Origin of the sequence: Hymenobacter swuensis DY53, assembly GCF_000576555.1 — a bacterium.
In the GTDB taxonomy this organism is placed as follows: domain Bacteria; phylum Bacteroidota; class Bacteroidia; order Cytophagales; family Hymenobacteraceae; genus Hymenobacter; species Hymenobacter swuensis.
In genome coordinates this window covers 2,454,177-2,468,567 of sequence record NZ_CP007145.1, presented here as the reverse complement: position 1 = coordinate 2,468,567, position 14,391 = coordinate 2,454,177, and the positions used below count along the sequence as shown (strand labels likewise).

The window sequence follows — 14,391 nt, the reverse complement described above, 5'->3', positions numbered from 1 at the left end:
TCATACCGCGAAAGTAACTGAATAACGGAGGATAGCGTAGCACGGCGGCAGAATAGCCAGCCGGGTGGCCCGGCAGTTGTCGTTCGACTCAGGACCTCAACGCGCCTACCACGGCAGTTCGTACCGGCAGATGCAAAAAAACAGGCTGCTGCCCTAGGGCAATGGCCTGTTTTTTTATAGAAGTGAGAACTTATATGTGAGAATTGTACCGAGTAAGGCGTTGAGCGACGTCCTCTCAGTTCTTACTTCTCATATCTTGTTTCTCACTTGGTAGCCGGCTCCTTGTCCCAGGCGCGCCAGTCGAGCTTACCGTCCTCGGTTTTGCGCAGGAACACGGTTTTATCGTCGTCGGCGCGCTTGCCGAAGGTCACGTCGCCCCGGCAGTCCAGGCACTTGAGGCTGGTATATTTAAATTTATCCTGGGCCACGCGGGCGGTGAGGTCGAGGTTATCGGAGCCGCAGAGGCCGCACTTGGGCACATCCGGAAAGCTGAGCCGGTCATACTCGGCCACCACTTCATGGAAATTGGCGCCTTGCACCGTGAAGTGAAACTGCCGACGCCCGAGGCGCTTGGTGACCATCATTTGCAACATGGGAGAGAAAAGCTAAAAGTGAATAAAACGAAATCAGGGTTTCAGACGGACAACAAGAGCAGCCAGGAAATCATTGCCAATTTACTAATTTTATTTGCAATTATTCAGCCAATATAAGTAGCAAATCCCTCCCGCTACCTGTCTCAAGATACGCAACGGGTCGTTTCCACACATAAAAAAAGCAGACCTCACAGTCTGCTTTTTTTACGTTGCTTTCACCTACTTATCAGATCAGAGTTTCACAAACCGAACGGTGCGCTGCTCGCGCCGGTTGCTGACGGTACAGGTGTACACACCTTTGGTGAGCACACCCGGCTGCAGCCGCACGGCCGCGGCCGTAGTAGGGGCAATCTGTTGCTCGGAAACCAACGCCCCCCGGGCGTCGAAGATGCGTACCTGCAACGGCGTGGCCTGGAAGTCAACCGCCAGTTGCAGGTACAGTTCGTCGTCCTTGCTGGGATTGGGGTAGATGATCAGGTCCTGACGCGGGGCGGGCGGGGCAGCAGCCAGCGGCGTGCCGGGATTAGCCAGATTATATGCCCGCACGAAGTTGGGAATACCGTAGCCAATATCGTCGTTAGGGGTGGTGGCACGGGTACCGGAGCGTTGCAGGAAGCTGATGACCTGCTGGGCCGTGAGCGTGGGGTTGGCCTGCCAGAACCCGGCCACCAACCCCGCCAGCACCGGGCAGGAATACGATGTACCGTTGCCCCGGGTAACTACCCCGCCCGGCGACACAATAGCCGTCTGCACGCCCATTGCCGCCAGGTTGGGTTTAATTCGCCCATCGGCCGTGGGCCCGCGGGAGCTGAAGCCGGCCACCACGGCCAGCGAATCGGTAGCCCCTACTGTCAGGATGGAATCGGCGTCGGCGGGAGCCGTGATGTAGCGCCAAGAGCCGTTGCCCTCGTTGCCGGCCGAGCTGACCACCACCATGCCCACGCGGGCGGCTACCGTGGCGGCACGCGTAGAAATAGCCGTGCGCCCGTTCATGCTGGCGTAGCTATAATCAATAGAAGGGAAGTCGAAAGTGCTATAGCCCAGCGAGGAGCTAATCACGTCTACGCCCGCCGAATCGGCCTTTTCGGCCGCAATCAGCCAGTTGGCTTCCTCAATGGGATGCTCCGAGGATACGTCTTCGGTGATGAACAGCCGGAAGGTAGACTTGGGCGCGGTACCGATGTACAGTCCGGTTTCGTTACCGCCGATGGTGGACAAACAGTGCGTGCCGTGACTGTCGCGCAGGAATACGTTCGTGGACTTATCCACCACGTTGAACGTGCCAGCCAGCCGGTTTTCCTGGATGATGGAGCGGAAGGCCGAAGCCGAATTTACGCCCGGAAAGCCGCCATCGAACACGGCAATCTGCATGCCCTCGCCCCGGAAGCCGGCGTCGTGCATCTGTACGGCCCCTACCATCTGGGCCTGGGTGTAGGCTTTGCCGTACTGGCTGCGTGTGCCACGCTCCAGCGTCTGCGGATCGGTGGCATCCTCACCTTTGGGTTTACGGGTGCCGGGCAGGCCCCGGTTCAGCGTCTGGGCTGAGCGCACGCAGGGCAGCGCCTGCACCTGTTGCAGCGTGGCCGAGTCGCAGGCCACAATGGCCGCGTTGAACCAGCGCGACGTGTACCAGAGCTGCGCTCCGGCCACAGCCTTCACCTGCTGCACGTAAGCGGGCGAAACCGGCAAATCACGCGGAAGGATAGCAATGCTCTGCCGCTGCCGCCGCTGAATGGCGCGGGCGGAAAGGAAGGCTTGGGGGTTGGCGACGGTGTAGGGCGTACCGGCTTTATCTTTAAAATAAATCAGGTGCTTGCGCACCGTGCCGGTGGTTTTGGCAACCGGATCAGCCGGTGGTTGCTGCGGGCCCGAATCGGCCAGCAAAGGAAGCACGGCCGTCAGGCTCAGACCGGTAGTCAGGAAGAGGCGGGATAGAATCATTCGGAACGCGAATTGACGTGCCGGAAGATACAAACGAATCCGGCAAATACACCCGTTCTGGCATGAGGGGCCGAATCCTGCACGCGGCCGGACGCACAACGCCCCGGCAAAATGCAGTGTTGCGCCGGGGCGTTGCTGCTACCTAAGTTCAGCGGCTATTTTCCGCTTTCAATCAGCACCTCACTGCGCGACTGGCCCTGGTAGTTCAAGCTAGGGTTGCAGCCCAGGGCGCCGGTATTGTCGCAGTGGAAAAACCGGCGGCGCACCCGGTACACTGGGCCGGTACCTTTGGCGAAGGTGGTGCGCAGAATGGTGGTGTAGGCGGCATTGACCTCCACGGCCACATCGTTGATGGTCGTAACCGTGTTATCAAACGAATACACTTTGCCGCCGCGCGTGATGCTGAAAGGCTGGCCTACGTTGCGGTAAAAACGATTTTCGGCAATAATGGTATCCTGAGCGTTGAAGGCATTGATGTTCCAGACCTTGTCTTCCCGTACCGGAAATACCAGTTCCACGCTGCGGCGGTTGTTACGCTGTTCAGTAAGATGCTGCGCCCCCACCGTCACGGTCAGCACTGAATCCATGGCCCAGGCATCGGTGGCCGTAGCGCGGCGCGACCGAACGATGCGGTACACCGGCTGGCCGGTGGCATCGGGGCTGAGTTCAGCTTCTACCTGCTCCCGGAACTGAAAGCGGCTGGCCGTGGGCACGTTGTTGCGCCAGCTGGTATCGGCCACGTCATAGATGCGGTACGCCCCTACTTCCAGCGGATAGTACGCCGGGCCTTCGTTGGGCAGTACTTCCGTCTCGTTCTGGCAACCAGCTGCAGCTGCCAGCAACAGGCCCGGCATCAACCAGCCGGGTACTTTGCCCAACACGGAGGAATAAACTGAATAGCTCTTTTTCATAATAAGGGAAGTAGCGTCCTGAAAGTACTACAGGTTTGGGAAGAATTTATTGCTGCCTCAACGTACAAACGGCCCGGACAAGTGCCCGGGCCGCCGACTTATTCCGGCCGCTTAGCGCACGGCCACTGCCTCGGAAGGCTCCGGGATTTCGCCGATGGTATGGCGCTCAATCCAGCCACCGCCCAGCACGTCGTTGCCCTCGTAGAACACGGCGGCCTGACCCGGCGTCACGGCATGCACGGCTTCCTCAAAGTACACGTAGATTTTGTCGCCCTTCTGCTCTAGGAAGGCCGGGGAACCATCATGGTTGTAGCGAATTTTGGTGGTGCTGGGCACCAGGCCCCGGCCTTCCAAAGAGGCAAATTTGCCCATATTGAGCTTGCCCACCACGGTGCGAGTGCTAGCCAAGTCATCGAAATTGCCGAGCACCACGCGGTTGGTTTCGGGGTCGATGGCCGTCACATAGGCCGGGAAGCCCAGGGCCACGCCCAGCCCCTTGCGCTGCCCGATGGTGTAGAACGGGTAGCCCTCGTGCTTGCCGATAACGGTGCCGTCGCGCAGCACAAACTCGCCGCCGGCCACGCGCTCCTCCAGACCCGGCACCCGGCGACGCAGGAAGCCACGGTAGTCGTTATCCGGAATAAAGCAGATTTCGTAGCTCTCGGGCTTGTTTACCAGCTCGGTGAAGCCCCGCTCCCGGGCAAAGTCGTAGATGGCCGTTTTGCGCAGCTGCCCCAGCGGGAACAGCGTGCGGGCCAGACTTTCCTGCGTGACGCCCCACAGCGCATAGCTCTGGTCCTTATTATCATCAAGGCCCTTGCTGATGACGTAGCGGCCGTTTTCCTCGCGCACCTGGGCGTAGTGGCCGGTGGCAATGAACTCGCAGCCGAGCTGGTCGGCGCGGCGCAGCAGCGCGTCCCATTTGATGTGGGTGTTGCAGAGCACGCAGGGGTTGGGCGTGCGCCCGGCCAGGTATTCCTCGGTGAAATTGCTGATGACAAAGTCACCGAATTCGTCGCGGATGTCGATGATGTAATGCGGGAAGCCCAGTTCCACGGCAATCTGGCGGGCGTCGTTGATGCTGTCGAGGGAGCAGCAGCCGGTTTCCTTCTTGCTGCCGCCCGCCGAGGCGTAATCCCAGGTTTTCATGGTCATCCCGACCACTTCGTACCCCTGCTCGTGGAGCATCACGGCTGCCACGGAGCTGTCGATGCCGCCGCTCATAGCGACGAGCACCCGTCCTTTCGTTGTATTCATACGTGAATCAAATTGCGCCCGAAGCGTGAAAGGTTCCGGCCGAAGCCGCAAAGATACGGGGTTGAATTTTGAATGATGAGGGCTGTCGTCCTGAGCAGCGCGGAGGACCTTACTTATACCTCGTTCAGAGGCAAGCAGGTCCTTCGCGCTGCTCAGGATGACACAACAGTCAACTATCAACATATTTCCTCCGAATATTGCAGGCGCAACGCCGACGGCGAAGCGGCGTTTTTTTGCCTGTCATCCTCATATGCCTTTTTTATGTCCTTACTAGTTCCCGTGATGGTGCGCGGCATCAATAACCTGTCCGACGCCCGGTACTGCGCCGGGATGGGGGCCGACTCCCTCACCTTCCGCCTCGACCCGGCCTTTGCTGATTACCTCACGCCCGAGGCCGTGCAGGAACTCAGTGGCTGGGTAGCCGGCGTGCAGCTCATCGGCGAGTTCGATACGCTGCCGATGGAGGAAATCAACACGCTGGTGCAAAAGTGCGGGTTGCACGCGGTGCTGCTGCACCGCCGCCGCCCCGCCGACGAGCTGGCCCAGCTAACGGTGCCGGCCCTCAAGCTCACGCCCTGGGTACAGGATATGATGCCGGAAGATGTGGATTTGCGCTTCCGCGAGCAGGCCCCACACTACCTGGGTTTCGTACTGGCCACACCGCCTTCGCCCCTGCCCAACGCCGCCGAACTACTACGCCTCACTGAGCAGGCCCGCACCTATCCGGTCTGGCTCGGGGCCGGTTTTTCCCCTGATAACCTGCGCGGCTTCGTGGAAAAAGTGCGCCCCGCTGGCATCGTGCTACAAGGCGGCGACGAAATCAAGCCTGGCCTGCGTGATTTTGACGAGATGGAAGCAGTATTTGAGCAGTTGGAAGAAGAATAAGCACTCCACTACCCCCAAAACAGCGCAGCCCCGAGAGTGTACTTTCGGGGCTGCGCTGTTTTCAGGCGTCAGGCCATCACCGTCAGCAGCGAGTAGATGGGCTGGGTGAGATTTGGCGGGCCCTGCAGTTGCAGGTATCGGGCGGCTTCGGCCGGGGGCAGACTTTTGGTGAACAGTCGCCAGGCTACGGACCCATCCAGCACAATACTGGCCGCTACCGGCCCCATATAGTCCTGGCCCAGCTCCCAGCCGGCCAGAGTACGCCGCAAAAACCACGCAGCGGCGGTAGGACCGGTAATCTGCACCCGCACCACCGTACCCGGTTCGGCGGCCACACTGCGGTAATGGTGGGGCAGCGCCTGCGCGCAGGTTTTCAGAAACGGCTCGTACAGCAACGGCTCCAGCAACGGCCCCTCCTGCCCCACGGCCTGCCGGATCTGCTGCTGGTGGTGCCATTTTTCAGTGTACTCACGGGCTATGTGGAAGTGGTTAGTCGATTCCGCTTCCCCGGCCCAGGCCACGGCAAAGGCGGCTGGCGCGGCCGGGTCGAGGCTGGTCAGGAAGCCGTTGTAGGCGGGACCGGTCAGCTCCAGCAGGCCCGTTACCAGGGCCGGACTCAGCCGCTGTCCGGCCTGCACCCAACTATTGTTTAGGCCATTGAGGTAGTTTACCACATCGGTATAGGCCCCGCTGGCCGGCCCCGAACCGGCAAAATATCCGTCGCGCAGCATGGAAAGGGTACGTAGGCTGCCATCGAGCAGGTGCAGGGCCACAGCGTGTACGTTCCAGCCCGGGGCCAGCGTGGGCCGCTGCCAGTCGGTTGGACTCAGGCTGCGCAGCACGTCCAGCAAAAGGGTATCTAAAACCGGAAAGAGCGGCAGGGTTTTGGGAATAGAAACAAGCTGCATCGGTCAAGTTGTTTGTCTGCCAAGTATAGCAAAAAGGGCACGACCTGCATTGGCCACGCCCTTTTTCCTGCTTTTAGGATGTACCAGGCTTAACTTACCTGAAACTGCAGGTACTTGATGGGCACGCCTACTGAGCGGTATTTGCGCTCGAAGGTGGTCTGGATGTCCTCGGCGTGGGGCAGCAGCTCGGGCGTAGCGTACAGGTCTTTGGTGTGGGCCAGCACGGTGGCCCCGGGGCGCTGCTGCACGGTTTCGAGGGAGTAATCAAACAGGTCCCCGTTATCGGTTTTGAGGTGAATCAGGCCACCGGGGCGCAGAATCTGCTGGTACAGATCGAGGAAGCGCGGGAAGGTGAGGCGGCGCTTGATGTCCCGGTCGCGGGGGCGTGGGTCGGGGAAGGTAATCCAGATTTCGTGCAGCTCGCCGGGGGCGAAATGCGTGAGCAAATCGTGGGCACGGGTGCGCACCCAGCCTACGTTTGTAAGGCCCATTTCCTCGGCCCGAGCATTGCCCCGCCAGATCCGGTCGCCCTTAATATCGAGGCCCAGAAAGTTGCGTTCGGGGTAGCGCTCGGCCAGGCCCACGGTGTACTCGCCTTTGCCGCAGCCCACTTCCAGGGTAATCGGGTTCGGGTTCTGAAAAAAAGCCTCGTGCCAGCGGCCGCCGAGTTGTTGGTAGGTGTCTTTCCCGGGTTCTACTACACTGGGCCGTTCGGCATTCTCGGCAAAGCGCTTCAGTTTTACTCGACTCACTCTATTCGTTTTTAGTTGTTTGTTTTTCGTTGTTCGTTGTTTGGTCTTGGCAGTTGTAAACCGTGGATGCGCCTTGCAACCAAGGAAAAACGAATCACCAAAAACGAACCACGACTTTACAGCTCCTCAATCTCCGCCACCACAAAAGTACTGCCTCCGATGAAGACCACATCATCCGCGGCGGCGGCGGCGCGGGCGGCGGCTACGGCGGCCGGCACTAGGCCGTACGCGCGGCCCATCAGGCCCAGGGCGGCGGCACGTTCGGCCAGCTCTTCGGCCGGCAGCGCCCGCGGAATCAGGGCCTGGCAGAAGTAGTAAGTGGCTTCCCGGGGCAGCAGGGCCAGCATCTTGCGCACATCCTTATCATTGACGACGCCCAGCACAATGTGCAGCTGCCGGTACGGTAGCCGCGCCAGCTGCCCGGTGATAAAGCGGATACCTGCCTCGTTGTGGCCCGTATCACAGACCACCAGCGGCTTGCGGCCCAAGATGGTCCAGCGGCCCCGAAAGCCAGTAAGGCGGCGTACGTCACGCAGCCCTTCCCGCACGGCCGCTTCGCTGATAGCAAAGCCCTGGCCGCGCAACTCCTCCACCACGGCCAGCACGCCGGGAAGGTTCAGGCGCTGATAATCACCGGCCAGGGCCAGCTCCAAGTCGTCCAGATACAGTACTTCGTCGCGCAGTACGCGCAGGCGCTGGGTGGATTCGTCGGGGGCCGGCTCCTGCTGCAGCTCTACGTGAAAGCGCGCATCGGCAAACAGCAGCGGCCCCCCTTCGGCAGCGGCTTTCTGGCGGAATACGTCGGCTACCTCGGGCTGGGTCTGGCTGATGATGGCGGGTACACCGGGCTTGATGATGCCGGCCTTTTCGGCGGCAATGAGCGGCAGCGTCTCGCCCAGCAGGTTCTGGTGGTCGAGGCTGATGTTGGTGATAAGCGACACCAACGGCCGGATGATGTTGGTGGAATCGAGCCGCCCACCCAGGCCCACTTCCACCACAGCCACATCTACCTGCTGCTCGGCAAAGTAGGCAAAGCACAGCGCCACGCACATCTCAAAGAACGAGGGCTGCGCCTCGTCAAACAGCCCGCGCCAGCGCGCCACCCATTGCACCAGGTAGCCGGGGGCCAAATCCTGGCCGTTGACCTTGATGCGCTCCGTGAACTCCCGCAGGTGGGGCGAGGTGTAGAGGCCCACCTTGTAGTCGGCGGCCTGCAGAATGGCGGCCAGCAGGTTGCTGGAGCTGCCCTTGCCGTTGGTGCCGGCCACGTGCACGCAGCGCAGTTGCCGCTCGGGGTTACCCATGGCGGCGGCCAGGGCCTCGGTGCGCTCCAGCCCCGGCTTGTAGCCAGCCTCGCCCACCCGCTGGAACATGGGCAACTGCTGGTAGAGAAAGTCGAGGGTTTGCTGGTAGGTCATGGGCCAGAAATGCGCGGGTGGACTGCAAAGGTAGCCGACTCGGCCACTTGCCCGCAGCCCCGGCCACGCAAAAGCGCCACCCCGGGACCGGAGTGGCGCTTTTGCATGGTTCAGGTTAAGGTTGCGGCCTACCGCACCGTGAAGCGGAAGGTGTAGAAGCCGGTGGCCCCGCCCTCGGCCGAGCTGGTGCGGCGAAACTCCAGCTTTAGCAGCTCGTCCCGGCACACTCGTTCCTGGGCCGCCGATACCGTGCCGGATACCTTCGTCACGGATTCGACTTCGCCATCGGCGTTGATTTTGATTTTGAAGCGAACGGAACCCGAGTTGTTGTCCAGCGCCGCTACGGTGGGCTTGCTGACGATGGCCCAGCCGGCCATTTCCAGGCCGCCGCTGCCGGGGCTGGTGCCGCGGCCGCCGCTGCCCGGCTCGCCAGAGTAGGCTGTGCCGCCGTAAGTGCCGCGTGGGTCGCCTTTGTCGCCCACGGTGCCGGGGTTGTCGCCGTTGTTGTTGCCGGTGGGCGCGTTACTGGTGCCGTTCACGCCGTTGCCGCCGCCTGCGTTGCTATTGGCGCGGGGCGTGAATACGGCGCGCTGATCCACCTTGGGCCGGGGCGGCTCGGGCTTCACTTCCTCACGCTGCGGGGCGGGCTTTTCTACCGGCGGGGCCGTGACGGGGCTTTCCTCAGCCTCGCTGGTCACCACGCGGGCCTCGCTGGGCGGGGTCGGGTCGGGCTGGGCGGTGGGCTGCGGGGGCGTGGGGTCAGGCTGGGCGGCGGGCGGGCGGCTGTCCTCCCGGTTCTGCGACTCGTTGGCCGGGGCCTGGCTCTGGATGTCGCCGGAGCCCACTTCGTCCACGCCGTAGTTCAGCTCCACCCCATCACCACCGAGGGCTTCCAGGGGCGGATCGGGCCCTTTGAACACGGTAAAGATAAACAGCGCCGCCAGGGCCGCGTGCAGGGCCACGGTGCCAATCAGAGCCTCCCGCCGATGTTCTTCCCGGTATTCCATGGTTGATTCAGTTGTCAGTTTCGAGTTGCCGGTTGCCAGTCTAGTCTCCGGAAAAAAGGCTGGCTGATCATCAAACGTTATCTACACCAAAACCATTACCTGACTGGCAACTGACAACCCGCAACCGGCAACTCATTTTCCTTGCTGGGCCTGAGTGGCCATGACCATCTTAATCTTGAGGCGGTTGCCGATTTCGAGGATGTCCACCAGCTTCTGCACATTCAGGGAAGCATCCACGCGCAGCACGGCGGTGGGGCTTTCCAGACCCTGCGTGCGGCGTTGCAGCTCCGCTTCCAGCTGCTGGGCTGTGGTGGGCTGGCGGTCAATGAAATAGGACCCGCTGGCATCCACCGAGATGGTAATGGGCTGCTTCATCATCTGCTTGCTGCTTTTGGCGCTGGGCAGCATGAGCTTGATGATGTTGGGGTTCACCATCGTCGACACAATCAGGAAGAACAGCATCAGAAAGAACATGATGTCGTTCATCGAGTTGGTCTCGACGTGAGAAGAAAGTTTACGGCGCCGGCTGAGGTCCATGCGGTGAAATTGTGAAAGGTGAAGTTGTGAAAGGCAAAAGCGTAGAATGAACCGATAGTCAACTCACAACTTTGCCTTTCACAATTTCACCTTTAGTTGTCCTGCAGAATATCCATGAACTCGATGGCGGAGTTTTCCATGCGGAAAACCATGCGCTCGACCATAATGCTGAGCCAGTGGTAGCCAATGTGGGCCACGATGCCCACGATGAGGCCAGCCGCCGAGGTCACCATTTTGGTGTACAGACCACCCGAAATCTGGGCAATGCCGAAGTCGCCGGTGGAGCTGATGGCGTAGAAAATCTTGATTACCCCGATGATGGTACCCACAAAGCCGAGCATGGGGGCCACGCCCGCAATAATGCCCAGCACGTTGATGTTCTTCTCGAGGCGGGCAATTTCAATCTTGCCTACGTTTTCCACGCTGGTTTCGATTTCCTTGAGCGGCAGCCCAATGCGGCGGATGCCCTTCTCAATCATGCGGGCCAGCGGCGTGGGGTTCTGGCTGCACAGCATCTTGGCACCTTGCAGGTCGCCTTTCACCATCAGGTTGCGGATGCCGGGCATGAAGGTTTCGGAAACGGCCCCGGCCTTGCGGATGGTCAGATACCGCTCCAGGATAATGTACACTGACACGAACAAGAGCAGAAACAACGGCACCATAATCCAGCCCCCGGCCAGAATCAGGTCGATGAGCGAGAGGCCGGGCGCGGCGGCGGCGGCCGCGTTGGCGGCCGTGGCGGCAGAATCAGCAGCGGCGGCGGGCGAGGCGGCGGGAGCCGCGTCCCCTACCTGGAGTTGCAGCAGCAAGGAAAGCAGGTGCGTCATGCGTGGGGTTGGGTGAGAAGCAAAAGAATAGCTAAAACACACCGGCCGTAGTGAATAGGGCCTGCGCGTTTTAGCTATTCTGCATTTCGAACTATCGGGTCAAGTGAGGTACTAGTAGTTTTTGATCCACAGGTCGCCGAGGCGCTTACGCAGCAGGTTGGCCTGCCGGTCAGCCGATGCGCGGTCTGGGAAATCGGCTACCGACAGCATGTACTGGCGGCTCCCGAAAGCGGGCAGAATCACGCGGGGCTGGTGCCCCAACCGCAGCAGCGCCTGCCGGCCCTTCTCGGCGTTGGCCAAGCTGGTGTACGAGCCGGCTACGATGAAGTAACGACCCGTGCGGCTTTTAATTGTCGCCGATTCGGCCACGTTGGTTGCATTGGCGGCGGCGGCTTTTTCCCAGCCGGGCGCTTTGGTGGCGGGCTTGGCCGCTGCTTTGGCCTTAGCCGTCTGCACAACCGGAACTGCCCCAGCAGGCTTGGCAACAGACACTACGGACGTTGCGGCAGGTTTGGCTACCACGGTTGCTTTCACGGCGGGTCGAGACACCACCACCGGCTTCGTGGCTGGCGCAGTAGCTACTGCTACGGGGGCCGTAACGGGCGCGGGCGTTTCCGGAGCCGGGGCTGCGGGCGTCATGTCAGGTGCGGGAGCAGCGGCCAGCTCCGACTCGGAGCCGGGGTTGCCCAGCGCCGCCTGCTGCCGCAGTACGGGCTGCGCTACCGGCGCGGCGGCGGGAGCCACGGCGGCTACTGGCAGGCGCAACTGCTCAGGCAGATACCCGAAAATATCCGCAAAGAAGTAGTTGGCCGACAGCACCAGCCCCGCAATAACCACGGAGCCCACCGTGCGGAATGCCCGCGTGGCGCGGTTGGAGCGGGAAGCCGCCAGCAGCGGAGCCGCCGTCGGCCGCTCGCGAGCCAGCAGCGCATCGGTGGCGCGCACCGGCCGCGACACCAGCTCGGGTAGTCCGAAACTGGCGCTCAGCAGGTTCTGCCCCCCGGTATACTCAAATTCCAGCCCCCGGCCCGGCGTGCGCCGGAACGTGCCGACGCCGCTCAGCTCGGTCCGCATGCCCGTTTCCAGCTCCTGCTCCATCCGCAACACGGCCTCGCGCACCAGCTGGCGGGCCTGGGCCGTGCTCAGGTTCAGCTTGGCACTCAGCGCATCCACCAGCAGCCCGTCGTTGCGGGTGAGCGATTGGTTAAAGGCCACGCGCTTGGCCGGGGGCGTCAGGGTGTGGCGCACGGGATGAATCCGGGCGGGCGCGTACTCGGCAATCAGGCCGCCAAAATCGGGAATGATGATGCAATCATGGTCCCGGAGCAAGGTGCGGATATGGTCAGAAAGCATTCGGTTGCGGGTGCTGGTAAGAAGAAAACGCTGGGCGGAAGACACAAAAACACCGGTCATCCTGAGCGCAGCGAAGGACCTTGCCCCGGTAGAACAGCCGTATCAATGCGGCATTTCAAGCGGGCAAGGTCCTTCGCTGTGCTCAGGATGACAGATGGTTAAGCCGGAATTTCCGCATTACATCAGCGTCAGATTAAAAGTCATACGTGACACCGGCCAGCACGTTGATTCCCTTCACCGGATAGTTCAGGAACCGCTCGTACTTGCGGCCAATGAGGTTGTTGCCTAAAGCAAAGATGGACAGATTTTCCATAATGCGGTAATCGGCCCGCAGATTCAGGTCGATTACGGAGTCGGTGGGGCGCACGGTTTCGCGGTACGGCAGGCCCGCGCCGGTGGGGCGCAACAGGCCGGTGCCGAAGCTGGAACTGTAGGTGTACAGCTCGCCACCCACCAGCAGTTTGTCGTAGAAATTATACGTGCCGAACAGCACGCCCTGGAAGGCCGGGCGGTGGAAGGGCTTGGCCAGCGTCTTCACGTTGTAGCCGTTGTAGTCGGCCTTGAAGCCCAGGCGGAACTGCTCGGCGGCGTTGTAGATGATTTCGCCGTGCACGTTCACCAGCTGGGTGGCCTTCTTATCATACACCAGGTCAAACTTGCTGGAGTCGCGGCGGGAGTTGTTGTAGAAGTACAGGTTCCGGTCGTTGCTGAGCGTGACGCGGGCATTCACCTCCAAGGCCCGGGCCGGAGCGGCCTGGAAGCCGAAGTAGAGCGTGGGCCCGCGGCGGGTGTCGGCCACGCGCACGTTGGGGGCCAGCCAGGGGTTTTCGGTGGTCAGGTCGTATAGCGTCACGCGCTGGATGCCCCCGCCCAGGCCCGCGTAGGCCACCAGCTTATCCTCCGTCACGGTGTAGGCCGCCCGCACGGCCGGGTAGGCGTTGAACTGCCGGGCGTTGCCGATGGTGTCGCCGGTGTAGCCCAGCGTGGCGCCCACCGACAGGGCCAGCCGGTCCAGGGTCAGCTCGTAGGCGGGCGTTACCTGCACGAAGGGCCGGCTCACGGTGAGCGAATCCTTGTGGGAGATGAACGACACGTCGCCGTTCACGCTCACGCGGCTGGTTTCGCCCAGCGTGTAGCCCGAGCGCAGGGTGGCGTACACATTGCTTTCCCGGGCGTTGTAGAAATCGGACCAGTAGTTAAAGCCCAGGCCGAAATCATACTGGAAAGCGGCATCCTTGGCCCGGTTGCGGGCATACACCTTGATGGCGGCGCGCTTGAATACCTGCTTGATGCTGTCGGCCTTGGGCAGGTCGCGCACGTTGCCGTTGTAGCCGTAGAAGTTGTACCGCTCCCGGCCCACGTCCACCTTGGCACCCAGCACCAGCGGGCCCTGGTACGTTTCGCCGTTCAGGCCCAGGCTGGTCTGGCTCTGGCCGGAGTTGCGGCGGTTCACCGGCCCGTTGGCAGACGACAGGTGCTTGAAGTCGAGGCCGTAGCTGCCGGATTCGGAGCGGGTGTTGTGCAGGTAGGCCCGACCGTAGACGGTGCCGTAGTTGCCCAGGGCGGCCTTCAGGTAGTTGCCGGTGAGGGGAGCCAGCTCTTCCTGCCGGATGGTGAGCACCCGCACCGAGGGGTTGAGCTTGTCGGCGGGCAGGCGGAAATCCTGGAAGGAGTAGTTGACGGGCTCGGCGGATTTGGCCGGGGCTTCCACCTTCACCTTCTCGAAGTTGCGGGTAGCCTCGGGTAGTTCGTTCACCCGCTCCTTCACAATCTCAATTTCGGCATCCTCAATCTTGCCGCGCGTCTTCTGCGCCCAGGCATCGGTACCGTGGGCGGTGGCAGTCAGCAGGGCCGCAGCGGCCAGCAGTTTGTGGGTCATATAGGGACTTAGGGACTTAGGGACTTAGGGACCTGGCAGACGTTTCGGCGTCAGGCAAGGCGGGCAGCCTCCTACCCTATTCTTTACTGGTTGTCAATGTATTGAATCCGTAAGCCTGAAGTA

Annotated in this window: 13 protein-coding genes; 1 reads left to right on the top strand and 12 read right to left on the bottom strand. The window is 61.6% G+C overall.

The genetic code is table 11. The features are described from left to right. Window positions 1–263: 263 nt before the first annotated feature. From HSW_RS11885 to mnmA, 4 genes are all read right to left on the bottom strand, one after another. Complete coding sequence (locus HSW_RS11885; protein WP_044002109.1) at window positions 264–593, bottom strand: hypothetical protein; 330 nt, start codon at window positions 591–593, stop codon at window positions 264–266. Window positions 594–824: 231 nt separating this feature from the next. Continuing rightward, entirely contained in the window at window positions 825–2,534 is a 1,710-nt protein-coding gene (locus tag HSW_RS11880) for a S8 family serine peptidase (RefSeq protein WP_052346376.1), read from the bottom strand. A 155-nt stretch (window positions 2,535–2,689) separates the two neighbouring features. Continuing rightward, window positions 2,690–3,445 carry a hypothetical protein gene (locus tag HSW_RS11875; RefSeq protein ID WP_044002108.1) on the bottom strand — a complete coding sequence of 252 codons (756 nt, stop codon included), beginning with the start codon at window positions 3,443–3,445 and terminating at the stop codon, window positions 2,690–2,692. A 111-nt stretch (window positions 3,446–3,556) separates the two neighbouring features. Then, window positions 3,557–4,702, bottom strand: coding sequence for a tRNA 2-thiouridine(34) synthase MnmA (mnmA, locus tag HSW_RS11870; RefSeq protein ID WP_071883103.1), 1,146 nt, complete (start codon window positions 4,700–4,702; stop codon window positions 3,557–3,559). A gap of 261 nt (window positions 4,703–4,963) precedes the next feature. Between mnmA and trpF the strand changes: the two genes are divergently transcribed. Then, complete coding sequence (gene trpF / locus HSW_RS11865; RefSeq protein ID WP_197031866.1) at window positions 4,964–5,587, top strand: phosphoribosylanthranilate isomerase; 624 nt, start codon at window positions 4,964–4,966, stop codon at window positions 5,585–5,587. Window positions 5,588–5,655: 68 nt separating this feature from the next. Here the strand turns inward: trpF and HSW_RS11860 are convergent, their stop codons facing one another. From HSW_RS11860 to HSW_RS11825, 8 genes are all read right to left on the bottom strand, one after another. Then, window positions 5,656–6,495 carry a maleylpyruvate isomerase N-terminal domain-containing protein gene (locus HSW_RS11860; protein WP_044002105.1) on the bottom strand — a complete coding sequence of 280 codons (840 nt, stop codon included), beginning with the start codon at window positions 6,493–6,495 and terminating at the stop codon, window positions 5,656–5,658. Window positions 6,496–6,584: 89 nt separating this feature from the next. Further along, a complete protein-coding gene (gene trmB, locus HSW_RS11855) occupies window positions 6,585–7,247 on the bottom strand; it encodes a tRNA (guanosine(46)-N7)-methyltransferase TrmB (protein ID WP_044002104.1) in 663 nt (220 codons plus the stop codon). A 116-nt stretch (window positions 7,248–7,363) separates the two neighbouring features. Then, window positions 7,364–8,665 (bottom strand): bifunctional folylpolyglutamate synthase/dihydrofolate synthase, encoded by a 1,302-nt coding sequence (locus tag HSW_RS11850; RefSeq protein ID WP_044002103.1) that lies wholly within the window; start codon window positions 8,663–8,665, stop codon window positions 7,364–7,366. Window positions 8,666–8,793: 128 nt separating this feature from the next. Continuing rightward, complete coding sequence (locus HSW_RS11845; RefSeq protein ID WP_044002102.1) at window positions 8,794–9,672, bottom strand: hypothetical protein; 879 nt, start codon at window positions 9,670–9,672, stop codon at window positions 8,794–8,796. A gap of 132 nt (window positions 9,673–9,804) precedes the next feature. Beyond that, window positions 9,805–10,209 carry an ExbD/TolR family protein gene (locus tag HSW_RS11840; RefSeq protein ID WP_044002101.1) on the bottom strand — a complete coding sequence of 135 codons (405 nt, stop codon included), beginning with the start codon at window positions 10,207–10,209 and terminating at the stop codon, window positions 9,805–9,807. A 92-nt stretch (window positions 10,210–10,301) separates the two neighbouring features. Then, window positions 10,302–11,036, bottom strand: coding sequence for a MotA/TolQ/ExbB proton channel family protein (locus HSW_RS11835; RefSeq protein ID WP_044002100.1), 735 nt, complete (start codon window positions 11,034–11,036; stop codon window positions 10,302–10,304). Window positions 11,037–11,147: 111 nt separating this feature from the next. After that, a complete protein-coding gene (locus HSW_RS11830; protein ID WP_044002099.1) occupies window positions 11,148–12,389 on the bottom strand; it encodes an HU domain-containing protein in 1,242 nt (413 codons plus the stop codon). A gap of 193 nt (window positions 12,390–12,582) precedes the next feature. Next, on the bottom strand, window positions 12,583–14,268 hold the full coding sequence (locus tag HSW_RS11825; protein ID WP_044002098.1) for a TonB-dependent receptor: 1,686 nt from the start codon (window positions 14,266–14,268) through the stop codon (window positions 12,583–12,585). Between the last annotated feature and the right edge of the window lie 123 nt (window positions 14,269–14,391).

What these genes read in the sequence shown, in the direction of transcription:
- trpF (WP_197031866.1), top strand. Translation starts at nt 4,964, where the DNA reads ATGTCCTTACTAGTTCCCGTGATGGTGCGCGGCATCAATAACCTGTCC.
- HSW_RS11845 (WP_044002102.1), bottom strand. Translation starts at nt 9,672, where the DNA reads ATGGAATACCGGGAAGAACATCGGCGGGAGGCTCTGATTGGCACCGTG.
- HSW_RS11885 (WP_044002109.1), bottom strand. Translation starts at nt 593, where the DNA reads ATGTTGCAAATGATGGTCACCAAGCGCCTCGGGCGTCGGCAGTTTCAC.
- mnmA (WP_071883103.1), bottom strand. Translation starts at nt 4,702, where the DNA reads ATGAATACAACGAAAGGACGGGTGCTCGTCGCTATGAGCGGCGGCATC.
- HSW_RS11825 (WP_044002098.1), bottom strand. Translation starts at nt 14,268, where the DNA reads ATGACCCACAAACTGCTGGCCGCTGCGGCCCTGCTGACTGCCACCGCC.
- HSW_RS11860 (WP_044002105.1), bottom strand. Translation starts at nt 6,495, where the DNA reads ATGCAGCTTGTTTCTATTCCCAAAACCCTGCCGCTCTTTCCGGTTTTA.
- HSW_RS11840 (WP_044002101.1), bottom strand. Translation starts at nt 10,209, where the DNA reads ATGGACCTCAGCCGGCGCCGTAAACTTTCTTCTCACGTCGAGACCAAC.
- HSW_RS11850 (WP_044002103.1), bottom strand. Translation starts at nt 8,665, where the DNA reads ATGACCTACCAGCAAACCCTCGACTTTCTCTACCAGCAGTTGCCCATG.
- HSW_RS11880 (WP_052346376.1), bottom strand. Translation starts at nt 2,534, where the DNA reads ATGATTCTATCCCGCCTCTTCCTGACTACCGGTCTGAGCCTGACGGCC.
- HSW_RS11835 (WP_044002100.1), bottom strand. Translation starts at nt 11,036, where the DNA reads ATGACGCACCTGCTTTCCTTGCTGCTGCAACTCCAGGTAGGGGACGCG.
- HSW_RS11875 (WP_044002108.1), bottom strand. Translation starts at nt 3,445, where the DNA reads ATGAAAAAGAGCTATTCAGTTTATTCCTCCGTGTTGGGCAAAGTACCC.
- HSW_RS11830 (WP_044002099.1), bottom strand. Translation starts at nt 12,389, where the DNA reads ATGCTTTCTGACCATATCCGCACCTTGCTCCGGGACCATGATTGCATC.